Annotated in this window: 15 protein-coding genes; 12 read left to right on the top strand and 3 right to left on the bottom strand. The window is 71.4% G+C overall.

The genetic code is table 11. From position 1 onward, the window contains the following. The first annotated feature begins 8 nt into the window (after positions 1 to 8). The 5 genes from ACIBCU_RS02060 to ACIBCU_RS02080 all read left to right on the top strand — a co-directional run bounded on the left by ACIBCU_RS02060 (position 9) and on the right by ACIBCU_RS02080 (position 7,267). Positions 9 to 632, top strand: a complete 624-nt coding sequence (locus ACIBCU_RS02060) for a GntR family transcriptional regulator (protein WP_104784914.1) — start codon at positions 9 to 11, stop codon at positions 630 to 632. 270 nt (positions 633 to 902) lie between these two features. Further along, positions 903 to 3,572, top strand: coding sequence for a pyruvate dehydrogenase (acetyl-transferring), homodimeric type (aceE, locus tag ACIBCU_RS02065; protein WP_399228579.1), 2,670 nt, complete (start codon positions 903 to 905; stop codon positions 3,570 to 3,572). A 387-nt stretch (positions 3,573 to 3,959) separates the two neighbouring features. Further along, positions 3,960 to 5,618 carry a glycosyltransferase gene (locus tag ACIBCU_RS02070; protein ID WP_399228581.1) on the top strand — a complete coding sequence of 553 codons (1,659 nt, stop codon included), beginning with the start codon at positions 3,960 to 3,962 and terminating at the stop codon, positions 5,616 to 5,618. Between the two features lie 75 nt (positions 5,619 to 5,693). Then, positions 5,694 to 6,662 (top strand): YafY family protein, encoded by a 969-nt coding sequence (locus ACIBCU_RS02075; RefSeq protein ID WP_362933862.1) that lies wholly within the window; start codon positions 5,694 to 5,696, stop codon positions 6,660 to 6,662. Positions 6,663 to 6,745: 83 nt separating this feature from the next. Further along, positions 6,746 to 7,267 (top strand): DUF4240 domain-containing protein, encoded by a 522-nt coding sequence (locus ACIBCU_RS02080; protein WP_399229718.1) that lies wholly within the window; start codon positions 6,746 to 6,748, stop codon positions 7,265 to 7,267. A 22-nt stretch (positions 7,268 to 7,289) separates the two neighbouring features. On the opposite strand, the gene ACIBCU_RS02085 is transcribed toward ACIBCU_RS02080, so the two are convergent. Continuing rightward, a complete protein-coding gene (locus ACIBCU_RS02085; RefSeq protein ID WP_362933865.1) occupies positions 7,290 to 7,817 on the bottom strand; it encodes a GNAT family N-acetyltransferase in 528 nt (175 codons plus the stop codon). A gap of 76 nt (positions 7,818 to 7,893) precedes the next feature. On the opposite strand from ACIBCU_RS02085, the gene ACIBCU_RS02090 reads away from it, so the two are divergent. Then, positions 7,894 to 8,793 carry a TIGR01777 family oxidoreductase gene (locus tag ACIBCU_RS02090; protein WP_362933868.1) on the top strand — a complete coding sequence of 300 codons (900 nt, stop codon included), beginning with the start codon at positions 7,894 to 7,896 and terminating at the stop codon, positions 8,791 to 8,793. Positions 8,794 to 8,978: 185 nt separating this feature from the next. Continuing rightward, positions 8,979 to 10,286 carry an NAD(P)/FAD-dependent oxidoreductase gene (locus ACIBCU_RS02095; protein ID WP_399228584.1) on the top strand — a complete coding sequence of 436 codons (1,308 nt, stop codon included), beginning with the start codon at positions 8,979 to 8,981 and terminating at the stop codon, positions 10,284 to 10,286. 8 nt (positions 10,287 to 10,294) lie between these two features. Here ACIBCU_RS02095 and ACIBCU_RS02100 read toward each other — a convergent pair whose 3' ends face one another. Further along, positions 10,295 to 11,905 (bottom strand): regulator, encoded by a 1,611-nt coding sequence (locus tag ACIBCU_RS02100; protein WP_399228586.1) that lies wholly within the window; start codon positions 11,903 to 11,905, stop codon positions 10,295 to 10,297. A gap of 309 nt (positions 11,906 to 12,214) precedes the next feature. Here ACIBCU_RS02100 and lipB point away from each other — a divergent pair, with 309 nt between their 5' ends. The 4 genes from lipB to ACIBCU_RS02120 all read left to right on the top strand — a co-directional run bounded on the left by lipB (position 12,215) and on the right by ACIBCU_RS02120 (position 15,312). Beyond that, the gene (gene lipB / locus ACIBCU_RS02105; protein WP_399228588.1) at positions 12,215 to 13,024 is read left to right on the top strand and encodes a lipoyl(octanoyl) transferase LipB; all 810 of its coding nucleotides are present in this window, start codon (positions 12,215 to 12,217) and stop codon (positions 13,022 to 13,024) included. 111 nt (positions 13,025 to 13,135) lie between these two features. Beyond that, positions 13,136 to 14,104: a lipoyl synthase gene (gene lipA, locus ACIBCU_RS02110; protein ID WP_399228590.1), complete on the top strand. Its 969-nt coding sequence runs from the start codon at positions 13,136 to 13,138 to the stop codon at positions 14,102 to 14,104. 269 nt (positions 14,105 to 14,373) lie between these two features. Further along, positions 14,374 to 14,574 (top strand): hypothetical protein, encoded by a 201-nt coding sequence (locus ACIBCU_RS02115; RefSeq protein WP_362933880.1) that lies wholly within the window; start codon positions 14,374 to 14,376, stop codon positions 14,572 to 14,574. A gap of 30 nt (positions 14,575 to 14,604) precedes the next feature. After that, positions 14,605 to 15,312, top strand: a complete 708-nt coding sequence (locus ACIBCU_RS02120; RefSeq protein WP_104784929.1) for a DUF4191 domain-containing protein — start codon at positions 14,605 to 14,607, stop codon at positions 15,310 to 15,312. A 114-nt stretch (positions 15,313 to 15,426) separates the two neighbouring features. Here the strand turns inward: ACIBCU_RS02120 and ACIBCU_RS02125 are convergent, their stop codons facing one another. Next, positions 15,427 to 15,894 carry an RDD family protein gene (locus ACIBCU_RS02125; protein WP_362933883.1) on the bottom strand — a complete coding sequence of 156 codons (468 nt, stop codon included), beginning with the start codon at positions 15,892 to 15,894 and terminating at the stop codon, positions 15,427 to 15,429. Positions 15,895 to 16,116: 222 nt separating this feature from the next. Here ACIBCU_RS02125 and glnA point away from each other — a divergent pair, with 222 nt between their 5' ends. Next, on the top strand, positions 16,117 to 17,526 hold the full coding sequence (gene glnA / locus ACIBCU_RS02130) for a type I glutamate--ammonia ligase (protein ID WP_104784933.1): 1,410 nt from the start codon (positions 16,117 to 16,119) through the stop codon (positions 17,524 to 17,526). The last annotated feature ends 90 nt before the right edge of the window (positions 17,527 to 17,616 follow it).

The raw sequence follows: 17,616 nt of genomic DNA on the forward strand, positions 1-17,616 counted from the left end.
AGCACGTCATGACCCCGCCCGTCGTCCACTCGCTGCGCGAGCAGATCCGCGAGCACATCGTGGAAGGGATAGTCAGCGGGCGCTGGAAGCCGGGTGAACGGATCGTGGAGCGCCGCATCGCCACCGAGCTGGAGGTCAGTCAGACGCCCGTGCGCGAGGCCCTGCGCGAGCTGGAGACGCTGCGGCTGATCGAGTCGGCGCCCAACAAGGGGGTCCGGGTACGCAATCTCACCGCGGCCGACCTGGAGGAGAGCTATCCCGTACGGGCCGGTCTCGAGCAGATCGCGGCGGAGCTGGCGGCGCCCGCGCTCGGCGAGGACTGCTCGGCGCTCGCCCCGCACGTGGCGGCGCTGTACGAGGCGGACCGGCTGGCCGACGGCGAGGCGCAGGTGCGGCACACGGTGGCCTTCCACCGGGAGATGGTGCGCGCCGCCGGGAACGCCGTGCTGCTGCACACCTGGGAGGGGCTGGGCATCGAGGTGTTCACGGCCCTGTCGATCCGATGGCTGGGCACCGTGCAGAAGTCGTACGCGGAGGAGCACGAGGCGCTCATCGAGGCGTTCCTGCGCCGGGATCCGCAGATCGCCGTGATGGTGAAGGAGCACGTCCTCGGGTGCGCGCCGCGCGCCTGAGTTCCGGCGCCGGGCGGGCGCGCACATCTGGGTCGCAACCCGCTCGACCGTGCAGGTCAGCGCCCGTTTCGCCCCCTTGATCCCGTCACTCCGTGCCCCGTTTCGCGGCACCGCATGCCACTTTTCTTCATATCGAGAAGTTTTGCCCTTCACCCTTTGATCGATCATCGATCGGAGACTTACAGTTCACTCGCGGGCCCACCGGCCCCATCGCCCTGTCCTGCCAGCCAGGGACTTCTCCACCCCCTCCCACTCCGGAAGGCGGCGATCATGACCGACCCCGTAGCAACGCTTCCGAGCGAGCTCGACCAGCTCCCGGACCGCGACCCCGAGGAGACCGCCGAATGGGCGGCCTCCCTCGACGCCGTCACCAAGGCCGCGGGCCCGCACCGCGCCGCGTACCTGATGCGGCGTTCGCTCCAGCACGCTGAGGGCGCCGGCATCGCGCTGCCCAAGCTGCTGGAGAGCGATTACGTCAACACCATCCCCACCTCCGCCGAGCCCGCGTTCGACGGCGACCTGGAGATGGAATCGAGGATCACCGCGTGGAACCGCTGGAACGCGGCCGCGATGGTCACCCGTGGCGCCCGGTACGGCGTCGGAGGCCACATCGCCACGTTCGCCTCGGCGGCCTGGCTGTACGAGACCGGCTTCAACCACTTCTTCCGCGGCAAGGAAGGTGACGGCTCCGGCGACCAGCTCTACATCCAGGGCCACGCCTCGCCCGGCATCTATGCCCGCGCCTTCCTCGACGGCCGCCTCAGCGAGCAGCAGCTCGACAACTTCCGCCAGGAGTCGGGTGGCGACGGCCTGCCGTCCTACCCGCACCCGCGGCGGCTGCCCTGGCTGTGGGAGTTCCCCACCGTCTCGATGGGCCTCGGCCCGCTCTCGGCGATCTACCAGGCGCGCTTCAACCGCTATCTGACCAACCGCAAGATCAAGGACACGTCGAACTCGCGCGTCTGGGCCTTCCTGGGCGACGGCGAGATGGACGAGCCCGAGTCGACCGCCGCCCTCGCCCTCGCGGCCCGTGAGCAGCTCGACAACCTGACCTTCGTCATCAACTGCAACCTGCAGCGCCTCGACGGCCCGGTCCGCGCCAACTTCCGCGTGGTCCAGGAGCTGGAGGGCGCCTTCCGCGGCGCCGGCTGGAACGTCATCAAGACGCTCTGGGGCAACGCCTGGGACGAGCTGTTCCAGCTGGACACCACGGGCGCGCTGATCCGCCGCCTCCGCGAGGTCCCGGACGCGCAGTTCCAGACGTACGCGACGCGCGACGTGGCCTACATCCGCGAGCACTTCTTCGGCGCCGAGCCCGCCCTCGCCGAGCTGGCGAAACTCCTGAGCGACGCGAAGATCGCCGAGTGTTTCTACAGCTCCCGCGGCGGCCACGAGGCCCGCAAGGTGTACGCGGCCTACCGCGCGGCTCTGGAGCACAAGGGCGCGCCGACCGTGATCCTGGCCCAGACGGTCAAGGGCTACACGCTCGGCAAGGGCTTCGAGTCCAAGAACGCCAACCACCAGATGAAGAAGCTGTCGATCGACGAGTTCAAGGGCATGCGAGAGCTGCTCGGCCTCCCGATCCCGGACAGCGCCTTCGAGGACGGGCTGGTCCCCTACGGCCACCCGGGCGCCGACTCCCCCGAGGTCCGCTACCTCCAGGAGCGCCGTGCCGCCCTCGGCGGTCCGGCCCCCGCCCGCCGGGTGCACGCCGCCGCGCTGCCCCAGCCGGAGGAGCGCGCGTTCAAGGCCCTGTACAAGGGATCCGGCAAGCAGGAGATGGCCACCACCATGGCGTTCGTCCGCCTGGTGAAGGACCTGATGCGGGACAAGGAGACCGGCAGGCGCTGGGTGCCGATCGTCCCGGACGAGGCCCGTACCTTCGGTATGGAGTCGCTGTTCCCCTCGGCCGGCATCTACTCGCCGCTCGGCCAGACGTACGAGCCGGTCGACCGCGACCAGCTGATGTACTACAAGGAGGCCAAGGACGGCCAGATCCTCAACGAGGGGATCACCGAGGCCGGTGCCATGGCCGACTTCATCGCCGCCGCCTCGTCGTACGCGACGCACGGCGAGACGATGATCCCGTTCTACATCTTCTACTCGATGTTCGGCTGGCAGCGGACCGGCGACCAGATGTGGCAGCTCGCCGACCAGCTCGGCAAGGGCTTCATCGTCGGCGCCACGGCGGGCCGTACGACGCTCACGGGTGAGGGCCTCCAGCACGCGGACGGCCATTCGCACCTGATCGCGTCCACGAACCCGGCGTCGCTGAACTACGACCCGGCGTTCGCGTACGAGATCGCTGTGATCGTCAAGGACGGTCTGCGGAGGATGTACGGCCCCGATGCCGAGAACGTCTTCTACTACCTGACGGTCTACAACGAGCCGAAGCAGCAGCCCGCGATGCCGGAGGGCGTCGAGGAGGGCATCGTCAAGGGCCTGTACCGCTTCAAGGAGGGCACGCCCGCCTCGGCGGACGCCCCGCGCCTCCAGCTGCTGGGCTCCGGCACGGCGATCCACTGGGCCCTGAAGGCCCAGGAGCTGCTGGCCGCCGACTGGGGTGTCACGGCCGACGTCTGGTCCGCCACTTCGTGGGGCGAGCTGCGCCGCGAGGCGCTGGAGTGCGACGAGGCGCTGCTCCGCGGCGAGGAGCGCGTGCCCTACGTGACCCAGGCGCTCTCCGGTGCGCCGGGCCCCGTTCTCGCGGTCAGCGACTGGATGCGCGCGGTCCCGGACTCCATCAGCCAGTGGGTGGAGCAGGACTGGTCCTCGCTGGGCACGGACGGCTTCGGCCTCTCCGACACCCGTGAGGGCGCCCGGCGCCACTTCGGCGTCGACGCCGAGTCCGTCGCGGTCGCCGCGCTGGCCCAGCTGGCCCGCCGTGGCGAGATCCCGGCCTCCAAGGTCAAGGAGGCCCGGGAGAAGTACGGCCTCTGAGGGGCCTGAAGCCGGAGGGCTGTCTCCCTTCACACCGCGGGGCGGGCTCGTTTCGAGCCCGCCCTGCGGTCGTTCACCCACCGCGTCGCGGCTCATGCCCGTAGGGCACACAGGCGTCCACTTCATGAACCACAGCACAACGAATCAATAACTTCATCCGATGAATCGGAAGCTCCGTGCAACGCAAGGCGGTGTTCGGCGGTCTAGGAGGGCGAGTCCTACGCCTCTCGGGCGACGGGTCGGCTTCCGGGGGGAACCGGACGGCATAGATCTGTCCCTTGAGCGGCGATTTATGGGCTCATACGGGTATATCTACCGAATACCGTTTCGTGCGATTGGGCCGGGTATCCCCCACTACCCCCCGGCACGGCCTTGAGGGGACGCAGCATGACCACTGCCGAGAAGTTCGCGCCGCATACGCTGCGGGCCACGATCGTCGTTCCGATCTACAACGCGTCGCATTACATCGAGTCGTGCGCCCCGTCCCTGCTCCGGCAGAGCATCGGGCCCGACCAGTACGAAGTCGTCTATGTCAACGACGGATCGACCGACGACTCCGGGGAGCGTCTGGACCGGCTGGCCGCCGCCCACCCGCACGTCCGCGTCATCCACCAGGAGAACTCGGGCTGGCCCGGCAAGCCGCGCAACGTGGGGGTGGCGAGCAGCCGGGGCGAGTTCATCCAGTTCGTGGACCAGGACGACGAGCTGGGTGAGGAGGCTCTGGAGCGGCTGTGCGCCCTGGGCACGAAGAACGAGTCGGACATCGTGCTGGGCAAGGTCGTCGGCACCATGCAGCCGCCCAGCACCGTGTTCGCCCGGAACATCGACCGCTGCTCGGTGCGCGACCACTCGCTGATGGATTCGCTCACCCCGCACAAGATGTTCCGGCGATCGTTCCTCCTGGAGAACGGCATCAAGTTCCCCGAGGGCAGATGCCGGCTGGAGGACCAGCTGTTCATGGCCCGCGCCTACGTCGCCACCGAGCGGGTCTCCGTGCTGGCCGACCACCCCTGTTACTACTGGATGCGCCGCGAGGACAGGGGCAACAACAGCAGTGCCCCGATCGACGTCCAGGGGTACTTCGGCAATCTCCGCCAGGTCGTCCAGGCACTGAAGGACGGCACGGAGCCGGGCCCCGAGCGCGACGCGCTGCTGCGCCGCACCTACCGCGTGGAGATCCTCCACCAGGTGAGCGAGCCCCGGGTGCTCAGCCCGGCCCTGGACGTCCGGTCCCGGTTCGAGACGGTCCGGCAGCTCGTCGCGGACGAGTTCTCCCCCGGCGTGCGGGAAGGGCTCCCCGCCGTGCAGCGGCTGCGCGCGACGCTCCTGGAGGACGGCCGCCTCGACGGGTTGCGCGCCCTGGCCGAGCGCACCCGCACACTGCGGGCACGGGCCGGTCTGGGCCGGCTGCGCTGGCGGGACGGCAGGCTGACCGCCCCTCTCCAGATGACCATGACGCACGCGGACGGCACACCGGTGGTCATGGTGGAGCGCGACGGACGCCTGCTGCTCGACCCCCGGCTGCTGGAGGGGAACCCGGCGGTCACGGAGTGGGAGATCGGCGACCCTCTGCGCGCGGTGTCCGCGCACGTGCTCCTGAAGGACCGCAAGCGCCCCATGGGCTGGTTCCCCACCTGCGACCTCAGGGCAGCCGTCGTCCCCGCCGGCCCGGGGCGAAGCCGGCTGGTCGTCCGGGGCGAGCTGGAGATCGACCCGCTCACGGCGGCCGGCGGCGGCCCGCTGCAGCGCGGGATCTACGACGTGCGGGGCTCGCTGCAGCTGCTCGGCGTGGGCAGGAGCGTCCGGATCGAGGGGGACCGGCGCAGTGAGCTCACAGCGGCCGGAGCCACCCGGGTCGGCCCCGACGCCGTCGGCGTCGTTCCCTACTGGACCGCCGGGCGCACGCTCGCCGTCGACGTCGACGAGTTCTACCACCGCATGGACGCCCTCCCGCCGCGCAGGTGGACCGTGCACATACCGGCACCGGCGCGCCGCCCGCTCGGCCGGACCTGGCGCAGCCTGCGCGCGATGGCTCCCCGGCGCTGAGCCCGTGCGGCCGCGCCGCGCCTCCACGGGCCGGGCTCGCTGTGGAGGTGCGGGGCCGGCACGCACAATGGCCGCATGCGTGCTGCCCGGCTGATCAAGATGGTGCTGCTCCTGCAGTCCCGGCCCTCCATGACCGCCGCCCAGCTGGCCGAGGAGCTGGAGGTGTCGGAGCGCACCGTCACACGGGACGCCCAGGCGCTCTCGGAGGCGGGCGTGCCCGTGTACGCCGACCGCGGCCGGGCGGGCGGCTACCGGCTCGTGGGCGGCTACCGGACGCGGCTCACCGGGCTGGCCCGCCATGAGGCCGAGGCGCTCTTCCTGTCCGGGCTGCCCTCCGCCCTGCGTGAGATGGGGCTCGACGACGCCGCCTCGGCTGCCCGGCTGAAGGTCTCGGCGGCCCTGCTCCCCTCGCTCCGGGACGCCTCGCGCACCGTCGCCCAGCGCTTCCATCTGGACGCCCCCGGCTGGTACCACGAACCGGCCACCCCCGAGCTGCTGCCCGCCGTCGCGGAGGCCGTCTGGGACGACCGGCTGGTCCGGGCGCGCTACAGCCGCCGTCCCTCGGGCGAGGTGGAGCGGGAGCTGGCCCCGTACGGGCTCGTCCTGAAGGCCGGGGTCTGGTACCTCTGCGCCCGGGCCGGGGACGACTTCCGGGTGTACCGGATCGACCGGTTCGCCGCCGTCGCCGTCTCGGAGACCCGCTTCGTACGGGACGAGGACTTCGACCTGCCGCGCTTCTGGGAGGAACGGGCCGCGCAGTTCGCCCGTTCGATCCTGCGTACCGAGGTGACCGTGCGGCTGTCGGAGGCGGGGGTACGACGGCTGCCGCACGCCATGGACCGGGCCGCCGTCGACGAGGCGCTGGCCGGGGCCGCAGCGCCGGACGCGGAAGGCCGGCGCACGGTGGTCCTGCCGGTCGAGTCCGCCGAGGTGGCATACAGCCAGCTGCTGTCCCTCGGGCCCGAGGTGGAGGTCCTGGAGCCCGCCGCCCTGCGCGAACGCTTTGCCGATACCGCCGAACGACTGCGCGACCTCTATCGCTGAAGTGGCCCGGAAGTGACGTCGAAGGCTTCAATTCGGTGTCTGGGCGTGCGTCGCCTGCCGCCGGGGCAGATGCTGGACCCGTGATGGACGAGACGGAGTTCTGGGAGATCATCGACAGCACCCGCGAGGCCGCCGAGGGCGACCCCGAGGACCACGCCGACCTGCTCGTCGAACGGCTGGTGCGGCTCGATCCCGACTCCGTGCTGGATTTCGCCAGGCACTTCGAGGCCCGCTACAACCGCGCGTACCGCTGGGACCTGTGGGGCGCGGCGGCCGTGCTGCTCGGTGGGGCGAGCGACGACGCCTTCGACTACTTCCGCTGCTGGCTGATCGCACAGGGCCGCGAGGTCTTCGAGGGGGCGGTGCACGACCCGGACAGCCTGGCCGACCTGCTGGACGACTTCGACGAGGAGCTCGACGGGGACGGCGAGGACCTCGGTTACGCCGCCGACGAGGCGTACGAACAGCTCACCGGCGTCGTCGCCCCCGACCTGGGGCTGCCGCCGCAGGCGGCGGAACCGGCGGGCACGCCCTTCGGCTTCGACGACGACGCGGCGCTGGCGGAGCGCTACCCGGCCCTCTGGGAACGCTTCGGCCCGGTCTGAGCCCCGGACGCGCGCCCGGGATTCAGGCCGCCAGCGAGCGGCCCATCAGGACGTCGTCGACGTACCGCCCGCCCAGGAAGAACTCGCCGGGCAGTACGCCCTCGACGGCGAAGCCCTCGGACGCGTAGAGCGCCCGCGCGGCGGTGTTGTGGCCGAGCACCCGCAGAGTGAGCCGTCCGGCGCCCTGGCGTCGCGCCTCGGCGTACGCGGCGCGCAGCAGCGTACGTGCGACGCCGTGGCGCCGCCACCGGTCGGCGACGGCGAGGCCCTGTATCTGGCGGACGTGCGCGTTGCAGGCGAGCGGGGTCGGGCGGGCCAGCTGGATGTAGCCGGCCAGGTGCACCTCGTCCGTGCCGGTGACCGCCTCGACGACCAGGTGGTCGCCGGGCGGGTGCCGCTCGTCGAAGAAGGGCGCGTACGGCGGCTTCGGCTTCGGCTGCACGGCGTGGAGGGTCGACCAGGTGGCCCGGTCGAGCTCGGCGAGGGCGGTCTCGTCCTCCGGGACGGCGGGACGGACGGGGCCGAGGGACCTGAATCGTGGCACGGACATGCGCGCAACTGTGCCATGCGTGTCCGGCGCCTTCGACTCCCGCGTGACCGAGGGCGCATGGGGCAGGATGGACGGCATGCTGCGTTCCCGAATCGCCGTCACCGGATCGACCGGACTCATCGGAGCGGCGCTCGTGCGCTCGCTGCGTGCCGACGGGCACGAGGTGGTGCGCATGGTGCGCCGCCCGGCCGCCACCGGTGACGAGGTGGAGTGGGACCCGAAGCGCCAGTACGTCGATGCGGCGGGCCTGGTCGGCTGTGACGCGGTCGTCCACCTCGCGGGGGCGGGGGTCGGGGACCACCGGTGGACCGAGGCGTACAAGCGGGAGATCCGTGACAGCCGGGTGCTGGGCACGGCGGCCGTCGCCGAGGCGGTGGCTTCGCTGGACACTCCGCCGAAGGTGCTGCTGTCCGGGTCGGCCATCGGCTTCTACGGCGACACCGGCGACCGTGCCGTCGACGAGAGCGCGCCGCCCGGCGACGGTTTCCTGCCGTCCGTCTGCGTGGAGTGGGAGGAGGCGACGGCTCCCGCCGAGGAGGCGGGCGTCCGCACGGTCCACGCGCGGACCGGTCTGGTCGTCTCCCGGCGGGGCGGGGCATGGGGGCGGCTCTTCCCGCTGTTCAAGGCGGGGCTCGGCGGGCGGATGGGGAACGGCCGGCAGTACTGGAGCTTCATCGCGCTGCACGACCACGTCGCGGCGTTGCGGCACATCCTGGACACCGAGGCGCTGTCCGGCCCGGTGAACCTGACGGGCCCCTCCCCCGTCACCAACGGCGAGGTGACGGCAGCCATGGGGCGGGTGCTGCGGCGCCCGACCCTGTTCACCGCCCCGGCGCCCGCGCTGAAGGCCGCGCTCGGGGAGTTCTCCGGGGACGTCCTGGCCAGCCAGCGGGTGCTGCCCGGCCAACTTCTCGACTCGGGCTTCGCGTTCGCCTTCCCCGGCATCGACGACGCCATCCGCGCCGCACTGCGCTGACCACGGCCCGGCGCTCCCCCGGACCCGGCGCGGGACCGCCGTGCGACCCCGTGCACCGGTGCCCGGGGTGCGCGCTACTGCGCCTCTCTCGGCCATACACCTAGCCTCTACCCGAACTCGGGCATTCCGGGGGCCTGTTGGGGGCAATACCTCCCCACCAGTCGCACCGACTCGGGGAGGGACACGTGATCGGGGCACACACAGCAGACCACGCGGATGTGGTCATCATCGGGGCCGGGATCGCCGGCCTGTCGGCGGCCCACCAGCTGATCGGCGCAGGGGTGGGCGTCAGCGTTCTGGAGGCCGCCGCGCGGGTGGGCGGCCGGATGGCCACCCATGACGTGGACGGGTTCCGGCTCGACCACCTGGGCCCGCTGCTCAGTTCCGCGTATCCGGAGCTGAGCACCGCCCCAGGGCTCGAAGGACTGGTGCTGCGGGACTTCGCCCCGGGGGTGCTCGTCCACAGCGGGGGGCGGCAGTACCGCGCCGGGGACGTACGGAGCGCGAGGGGCGCACTCCGTGCGGTGCGCTCCCGGTCGAGCGCCCCTCGCGCGCCCCTGGGCGGGGCGATCGAACAGGCCAGGCTTGGCGCCTGGCTGGCCCGGCTCGCCACCACTCCGGAGTCCCGGATCCTGACCAGGCCCGACAGGGCGGCGTCCGAGGCACTCTCCGCCCTCCCGCCCCGCACGGTCGGAGGGTTCCTGCGGCCCCTCCTCTCGGCGCTGCTCGGCGACCCCGGGCTCACCACGTCCAGCCGCATGGCCGACCTCACCCTCCGGGACTACGCCCGCGGCCGGCTCTGTGTGCCCGCGGGCGGCTCCGCGACGCTGCCCGAACTGCTGGCGGCCGCCCTGCCGTCCGGGACCGTACGCACCGGGGTGCACGTGACCGCGGCGGACATCACCTCCGTACGCACGAAGGAGCACGGCGAGCTCGGCTGCCGGTCACTCCTGCTGGCCACCGGCGCGGGGGCGGCCGCCGAACTGCTGCCGGGGCTGCGGACGCCCGCCTTCCACCCGGTGACCGTGCTGCACCACACCACCGGGGAGGCACCGGCGACCGGGGGCCGTCTGCTGCTGGACGCGGACCGCTCGGGTCCGGTCGCGCACACCGCCGTGATGAGCGAGGTCGACCCCTCGCGCGCCCCGCGCGGCCGGGCCCTGATCACGTCCACGGTGCTCGGCCCTCCGCCGCGGGACCTCGACGGCGAGGTGCGCGCGCATCTGGCCTCGCTGTACGGCACGCCCACCGACGACTGGGAACTGCTGGCCGCCCATCACGACCCGGAGGCGGTCCCCGCCATGCCGCCGCCGCACGACCCGCGCCGCCCGGTCCGGCTGCTCGCCGGGCTGTACGTCTGCGGCGACCACCGCGACACCAGCACGGTCCAGGGCGCGCTGCGCTCCGGCAGGCGCGCCGCCTCGGCGATCCTCGCGGACCTGGGGGTGCGCCGGCAGGGGGCGGACGGGACGGTGCTGCCCGCCGCCGCGTAGGCCGTCGGTCAGCCCAGCGCCGCGACCCGGTCGCGGTATCCCCGTACGGCGACGGCGTCGCGGTACGGCTCCAGGCGGCGCTCGAAGTCCCGTACGTACTCCGTCGCGCGCACCGACCGCATCTCCGCGGCCTGCTGGGCCGCCTCGGCGCCCAGCAGGCACGCCTGGTCCAGCTCTCCGAGCCCGAGCCGCGCGGAGGCGAGCACCACCCGGCAGAACAACCGGCTCCGGGCGTACGCCGGCGCGCGCAGCTGGAGCGACCGCTCGGCGTGCTGGGCGGAGACGCGGTACTGCTGCAGATCGCGGTGGCAGTGGCCGAACTCGTCGGCGAGCTGGGCCTCGTCGAAGTAGCGGGCCCAGTGCGGCACGTCGTCCCCGGGCCGGGAGATCCCCAGCGCGCGTTCCGCCCGTACGAGCGCGGCGACGCAGGGCCTGGTCTCCCCGAGGACGCCGTGCCCGCGCGCCTCGACCGCGTGCAGCAGGGCCATGACGACGGGCGGAGCGGAGGAACCGATGCCCTGCTGGGCGACCCGTGCGAGCTGGATGGCTTCCCTGCCGTGCCCGAGATAGACCGCCTGCCGGCTCATCGTGATCAGGACGTAGGCGCCGTACGCCCGGTCCCCGGCGGCCTGGGCGAGCCGCAACGCCTGGACGAAGTAGCGCTGGGCGAGGCCGTGCGCCGCGATGTCGTACGAGGTCCATCCCGCGAGCCGGGTCAGATCGGCCGCGGCGGAGAACAGCCGGCGGCCCAGCGTCTCGCCGTAGCTCCCGCGGAGCATGGGCTCGGCCTCGTGCTCCAGGTACCGGACGAGGGCCTGCCTGGCGTGGCCACCGCCGTAGGCGTTGTCCAGCGTGCGGAAGAGCTCGCCCACCGAGCGCAGGGCGGCGACGTCACCGCTGCCGACCCGCTGGCCGCCCCCGCGCTCGGACTGCCGCTGGCGCGGGACGCCCAGGAGCGGTGCCATGGGAGCCGCCGGGCGGGAGGGGACGGGGTCACGGCCGGCGCCGGCCCGGGTGCTGTTGGCGCCCGCCCCGTAGACCGGACCGGGGGCGCCGGCTCCGTGGGACTGCGGGAGCCCGTGCGGGGGCCGGTTCCCGTGGCCCTCGGCGGGCGTACGGGGGGCCGGCAGGCCGGTGGCGCCGTTCGCGCGTTCCTGGGATTCGCCCCGGCCGACCCATTCGTCGGCCCGCCCGATCAGCCAGTCCCTGCTGGGGACGACCAGTCCGGCGGGGGTGAACGCGATCCTGCGCAGCTCCGCATGGCTGCCCGAGTCCTTGCGCCACAGCCCGCTGACGATGTCGACGGCCTCGGCGGGCGTGGCCGCGAACTCCAGACCGGCATAGACGGGCGCACACGCGTCCAGGCCCAGGTCCTGCGCGGAGAGCCGGCGTCCGAGCCGTCTGGTGAAGACCTCGGCGATCAGCGCGGGGGTGGTGCCCCGGGGCTGCTGACCGCGCAGCCAGCGGGTCACCGAGGTCTTGTCGTATCGCAGGTCGAGCCCGTGTTCGAGGCCGAGCTGGTCCACCCGGCGGGCCAGGCCCGCATGGGAGAACCCGGCCTCCGCGATGAGGGCAGCGAGCCGCCGGTTCGGGGTGCGCTGCGGAGGTCGTTCCGACATCAGCTGTAAGGTCTCCTGCCTTCGGCGCCGGGCGGGCAGCCCTTACGGGCTCCCCCACGATTGGGAGCGGGCGAGCCCGTTATGGAACGGCGCGAACTTAACTGCCCAGGCGGCGGCGCCAACGGCCTTCGCTCCACGTTCATCCGATCGTGTGAGGATTAATGGATCGCTGACGGGAAGCGCCCCGTCCGGAACCTGCCGGACCCCGTGTTCGGGAGCGGTCGTACAGTTGCTCAGGGCGCACACGGATGGTGCCGTGACCCGGGGACACCCCCGGCCCTCCGGCACCGCGAGCAGGGAGGCACCCGAGTGAGTGAGCTGCGGTTCGTCCGTCTGGGATTCGGCGAGGAGCGGGTCGACTACCAGGAGGCCTGGCAGAAGCAGCGCGAGGTGCACGCCGCCAGGTTCGAGGACACCGTCCCCGACACCTGCCTGCTCCTCGAGCACCCGTCCGTCTACACGGCGGGACGGCGCACGACGGAGAGCGAGCGCCCGCTCGACGGCACCCCGGTCATCGATGTCGACCGCGGCGGGAAGATCACCTGGCACGGCCCGGGACAGCTCATCGGCTACCCGATCCTCAAGCTCCCCCGCCCGGTGGACGTGGTGGCGCACGTCCGCCGCCTGGAGGACGCCCTGATCCGCACGGCCGCCGAGTTCGGCGTGGAGACCAGCCGGGTCGAGGGCCGCAGCGGTGTCTGGGTCCTCGGCGACCCGGTCGAGGACCGCCCCTCGCTCGGCGGGCTCTCCCTCGACTTCGACCCCCGGTTGCACGACGAGGAGTTCGACCCCCGGCTGAACGGCCCCGAGTACGCGCCCTCGAACGCCGGGCAGCGCCGCGAGGACCGCAAGCTGGCCGCGATCGGCATCCGGGTCGCCAAGGGCGTCACCATGCACGGCTTCTCCCTGAACGTGAACCCGGACAACACCTCGTTCGACCGGATCGTGCCGTGCGGGATCCGGGACGCGGGCGTGACCTCGCTCTCGTACGAACTCGGCCGCGAGATCACGATCGACCACGTCCTCCCGGTCGCCGAGAGGCACCTGCGGGACGTCCTGGAGAACGCGGAGCTCGCGCCCCGCGTCCTCGCGCCGAAGGAACCGGCCGCCTCGGCGTAGGGAATAGGCCCCGTCGGCCACAGGTTGGCCAGACGCAAGGCCGTTCTAACCACGGGCGTACCCTGGTGTTCGCCGAAGAATCCAATGCAGCGAAAGCAAAGGGGTGCCGGAGTGTCCGGTGTCGCACCCGACGGGCGCAAGATGCTGCGCCTGGAGGTCCGAAACAGCCAGACCCCCATCGAGCGCAAGCCCGAGTGGATCAAAACCCGGGCGAAGATGGGCCCCGAGTACACGAAGATGCAGGCGCTCGTGAAGGGCGAGGGTCTGCACACCGTGTGCCAGGAGGCCGGCTGTCCGAACATCTACGAGTGCTGGGAAGACCGCGAGGCGACGTTCCTCATCGGCGGCGACCAGTGCACCCGGCGCTGCGACTTCTGCCAGATCGACACGGGGAAGCCGCAGGCGCTGGACCGTGACGAGCCCCGCCGCGTGGGCGAGTCCGTCGTGACGATGGACCTGAACTACGCCACGATCACCGGCGTCGCACGCGACGACCTGGAGGACGGCGGCGCGTGGCTGTACGCGGAGACCGTGCGCCAGATCCATGCCCAGACCGCGGGACGGGAGGGCGGCGCCACGAAGGTGGAGCTGCTCATCCCCGACTTCAACGCGGAGCCCGCGCAGCTCGCCGAGGTCTTCTCCTCGCGCCCGCAGGTGCTCGCGCACAACGTCGAGACGGTGCCGCGGATCTTCAAGCGGATCCGGCCCGGCTTCCGTTACGAGCGCTCCCTGGACGTCATCACGCGGGCCCGCGAGGCCGGCCTGGTGACGAAGTCCAACCTGATCCTCGGCATGGGCGAGACCCGCGAGGAAGTCAGCGAGGCGCTCCAGGACCTGCACGACGCGGGTTGCGAGCTCATCACGATTACGCAGTACCTCCGGCCCTCCGCGCGGCACCATCCGGTCGAGCGCTGGGTGAAGCCGCACGAGTTCGTGGAGCTGAAGGACGAGGCCGACGCGATCGGTTACTCGGGCGTCATGTCCGGGCCGCTGGTGCGCTCCTCGTACCGCGCGGGACGCCTCTTCCAGCAGGCGATGGAGCGGCGCGGTGCGACCGCCGCGACCGCACCGGCCGTGTGAATCGGCGCACAAGAAGCTACTGAGCGGTAATGCCCGCGACGACGCGGCCCGTACGTCCCCCGCAGGTGAGGGGCCCGTATGGGCCGCGTCGGCGTGCGCGGCGCCGAAATCAGAGTTTCATTGGTGTTTGACCGACCGGTCATGCACTGGTAACACCGAGCAGTGACCCTAGGTACATACGCGGTGGCTCCGCAGCCGCCGTCGTCATTGCTTCCCGCTACCCAGTGCGCGCCGGGCGCGCGCATCCGCTCCGAGGGGGAACACCCACGATGCACGCCGCACCGGTACGAGCCAACGCCATCCCGACCGTCACCACCGCACTCCGCGCCGTCGAGTCGCTGCTGATGAGCAGCGGCCAGCGCACCGCCCGCCGCAACGCCTGGACGGCCGTCCTCGAGGACCGCCGCAGGGCACAGGACCGGGTCGAGGTGGAGCATGTGCTGAAGGCTGTGGCCGACCACCGTTCCTAGGTCACTCCCGCGCCACGTAAACTTCCGTACATGGCGAGGAAGGCAAACACTGACGGCGCGGACAGCGCCGAGAACGCGGGGCGGCTCAAGCAGATCGCCCTGACCTACAAGATGACCAGGCGGTCGGACCCCAAGGTGGGTCTTGTCGTCGCGGGTGTGGGAATCGTCACCTTCGGTGTCCTCCTCGCCATCGGTTTCCTGATCGGTCACCCGGTCTACGCGGGCATCCTGGGCTTCGTCCTGGCCTTCCTCGCGATGGCGATCATCTTCGGACGGCGTGCCGAGCGCGCGGCCTTCGGCCAGATGGAGGGACAGCCCGGCGCTGCCGCGGCGGTGCTGGACCGGGTCGGCCGTGGCTGGACGACGACCCCGGCCGTCGCGATGAACCGCAGCCAGGACGTCGTCCACCGGGCGGTCGGCAAGGCCGGCATCGTCCTGGTGGCGGAGGGCAACCCGAACCGGGTGAAGAGCCTGCTGGCGGCCGAGAAGAAGCGGATGGCTCGCATCGTCGTGGACGTGCCGGTGCACGACATCATCGTCGGCGACGGCGAGGGCCAGGTGCCGCTGAAGAAGGTGCGCACCACGATGCTGAAGCTTCCGCGGGTCCTGACCGGCCCGCAGGTGACCGCCGCCAACGACCGGCTTCGGGCGATGGGCGACCTGATGAGCAACATGCCGCTGCCCAAGGGCCCGATGCCGAAGGGCATGCGGATGCCGCGCGGCGGAAAGATGCGCTGACCGAGCACGTACGCAGGAGAGCGGCCCCGGACGATGTACGCGTCCGGGGCCGCTCTTCTTCGTACGTGTCTTCTTCGTACGTGTCTTCTTCGTACGTACCCGGATACGGGCGTCTCAGATGCGGACCTGGACGGCGCGGGCCAGCCGGTCGTGGAGGCCGCGGCTGTCGCGGTCCCAGACGATGGCCGGGATCACCAGGAGGAGCAGCACGCTCCGCACGACGACCCGCACGACGCCGAGCCGTCCGCCGTCCTCGGCGATGACCCGCAGGCCCAGAATCCGCTTGCCCGGGGTGGAACCGACGGTTCCGACCGTCAGGAAACTCATGACGAGGAAGACGCCGAGCGCCCAGTTCCCGGCAGACTGCTGGTCACCACGAGCGAGCAGGCCGTATGCGATCACCATGCACAAGGCCCAGTCGATGAAGAGGGCCCCGAAACGGCGGCCCAGCGGGGCGATGGACCCCGGGCCTCCCTGGGGCAGACCGAGGCGCTCGCCCCGGTAACCGAAGTCGGCGCCCATCTCCTCGGCCGCCGCGCGCGGCCCCGAGAGCCACGATCCGATTGCTTGCCTGTTGTCCACCCGACCACGGTACTGCGCCCGCGTTTGTACCCGGCCGGGCGGGGCACCGAACACGTCATCGAGGTGCCACCCACGGCCGCCCTGGTTAACTTGTGCGAAACAAATGGGTCATGCTGGAGAAATCCCGTCTGCCTATGGTCGGGTCCAGCGTGTGCCACCGCACTGGCCACACAAACGAGCTGCAACCCCGCCCTTTCCCGGGTCGGGAGTAGGAGGAGTTGGATGTTCCAGAACGCCGACGAAGTCCAGAAGTACATCGCCGACAACGACGTCAAGTTCGTCGACGTCCGGTTCTGCGACCTGCCGGGTGTGATGCAGCACTTCACGATCCCGGCGGCGTCCTTCGACCCGGCCGAGGAACTGGCCTTCGACGGCTCGTCGATCCGCGGCTTCCAGGCCATCCACGAGTCGGACATGGCGCTCCGTGCGGACCTGTCCACGGCCCGTGTCGACCCGTTCCGCCGCGACAAGACGGTGAACGTCAACTTCTTCATCCACGACCCGATCACCGGCGAGCAGTACAGCCGTGACCCGCGGAACGTGGCCAAGAAGGCCGAGGCCTACCTCGCCTCGACCGGCATCGCGGACACCGCGTACTTCGGCCCCGAGGCGGAGTTCTACGTCTTCGACAACGTCCGCTTCCAGACGTCGGCGAACGAGAGCTTCTACCACATCGACTCCGAGGCCGGCGCCTGGAACACCGGTGCGGTCGAGAACAACCGCGGTTACAAGGTCCGCTACAAGGGCGGCTACTTCCCGACGCCGCCGGTCGACCACTTCGCCGACCTGCGCGCCGAGATCTCCATGGAGCTGGACAAGAACGGCCTCCAGGTCGAGCGCCAGCACCACGAGGTCGGCACCGCCGGCCAGGCCGAGATCAACTACAAGTTCAACACGCTGCTCGCCGCGGCCGACGACCTGATGCTCTTCAAGTACATCGTGAAGAACGTCGCCTGGCGCAACGGCAAGACCGCGACCTTCATGCCGAAGCCGATCTTCGGTGACAACGGCTCGGGCATGCACGTCCACCAGTCCCTGTGGTCCGGCGGCTCCCCGCTCTTCTACGACGAGCAGGGCTACGCGGGCCTCTCGGACATGGCGCGCTACTACATCGGCGGCATCCTGAAGCACGCCCCGTCGCTGCTGGCCTTCACCAACCCGACGGTGAACTCCTACCACCGTCTGGTCCCGGGCTTCGAGGCGCCGGTCAACATGGTGTACTCGCAGCGCAACCGCTCCGCCGCGATGCGCATCCCGATCACGGGCTCCAACCCGAAGGCGAAGCGCGTCGAGTTCCGCGCCCCCGACCCGTCCTCGAACCCGTACCTGGCGTTCTCGGCCCTGCTGATGGCCGGCCTGGACGGCGTCAAGAACAAGATCGAGCCCCCGGAGCCGATCGACAAGGACCTCTACGAGCTGGCCCCCGAGGAGCACGCGGGCGTCCAGCAGGTCCCGACGTCCCTCCCGGCGGTCCTCGACGCGCTCGAGGCCGACCACGAGTACCTCCAGGCCGGCGGCGTCTTCACGCCCGACCTGATCGAGACGTGGATCGACTACAAGCGCACGCACGAGATCGCCCCGATCCAGCTGCGCCCGCACCCGCACGAGTTCGAGCTGTACTTCGACCTCTAGACACGCAGCGGTTCGCAGGAACATGAGCGAGGGCCGCCACCCCCTGGTCGGGGTGGCGGCCCTCGCTCGTCGTCATGCCGGAAGGGCCCC

Source organism: Streptomyces sp. NPDC051064 (assembly GCF_044455985.1).
Classification (GTDB): Bacteria; Actinomycetota; Actinomycetes; order Streptomycetales; family Streptomycetaceae; genus Streptomyces.

What these genes read in the sequence shown, in the direction of transcription:
- ACIBCU_RS02120 (WP_104784929.1), top strand. Translation starts at nt 14,605, where the DNA reads ATGGCGAGGAAGGCAAACACTGACGGCGCGGACAGCGCCGAGAACGCG.
- ACIBCU_RS02085 (WP_362933865.1), bottom strand. Translation starts at nt 7,817, where the DNA reads ATGTCCGTGCCACGATTCAGGTCCCTCGGCCCCGTCCGTCCCGCCGTC.
- ACIBCU_RS02060 (WP_104784914.1), top strand. Translation starts at nt 9, where the DNA reads ATGACCCCGCCCGTCGTCCACTCGCTGCGCGAGCAGATCCGCGAGCAC.
- ACIBCU_RS02075 (WP_362933862.1), top strand. Translation starts at nt 5,694, where the DNA reads ATGCGTGCTGCCCGGCTGATCAAGATGGTGCTGCTCCTGCAGTCCCGG.
- ACIBCU_RS02100 (WP_399228586.1), bottom strand. Translation starts at nt 11,905, where the DNA reads ATGTCGGAACGACCTCCGCAGCGCACCCCGAACCGGCGGCTCGCTGCC.
- aceE (WP_399228579.1), top strand. Translation starts at nt 903, where the DNA reads ATGACCGACCCCGTAGCAACGCTTCCGAGCGAGCTCGACCAGCTCCCG.
- ACIBCU_RS02090 (WP_362933868.1), top strand. Translation starts at nt 7,894, where the DNA reads ATGCTGCGTTCCCGAATCGCCGTCACCGGATCGACCGGACTCATCGGA.
- glnA (WP_104784933.1), top strand. Translation starts at nt 16,117, where the DNA reads ATGTTCCAGAACGCCGACGAAGTCCAGAAGTACATCGCCGACAACGAC.
- ACIBCU_RS02080 (WP_399229718.1), top strand. Translation starts at nt 6,746, where the DNA reads ATGGACGAGACGGAGTTCTGGGAGATCATCGACAGCACCCGCGAGGCC.
- ACIBCU_RS02115 (WP_362933880.1), top strand. Translation starts at nt 14,374, where the DNA reads ATGCACGCCGCACCGGTACGAGCCAACGCCATCCCGACCGTCACCACC.
- ACIBCU_RS02070 (WP_399228581.1), top strand. Translation starts at nt 3,960, where the DNA reads ATGACCACTGCCGAGAAGTTCGCGCCGCATACGCTGCGGGCCACGATC.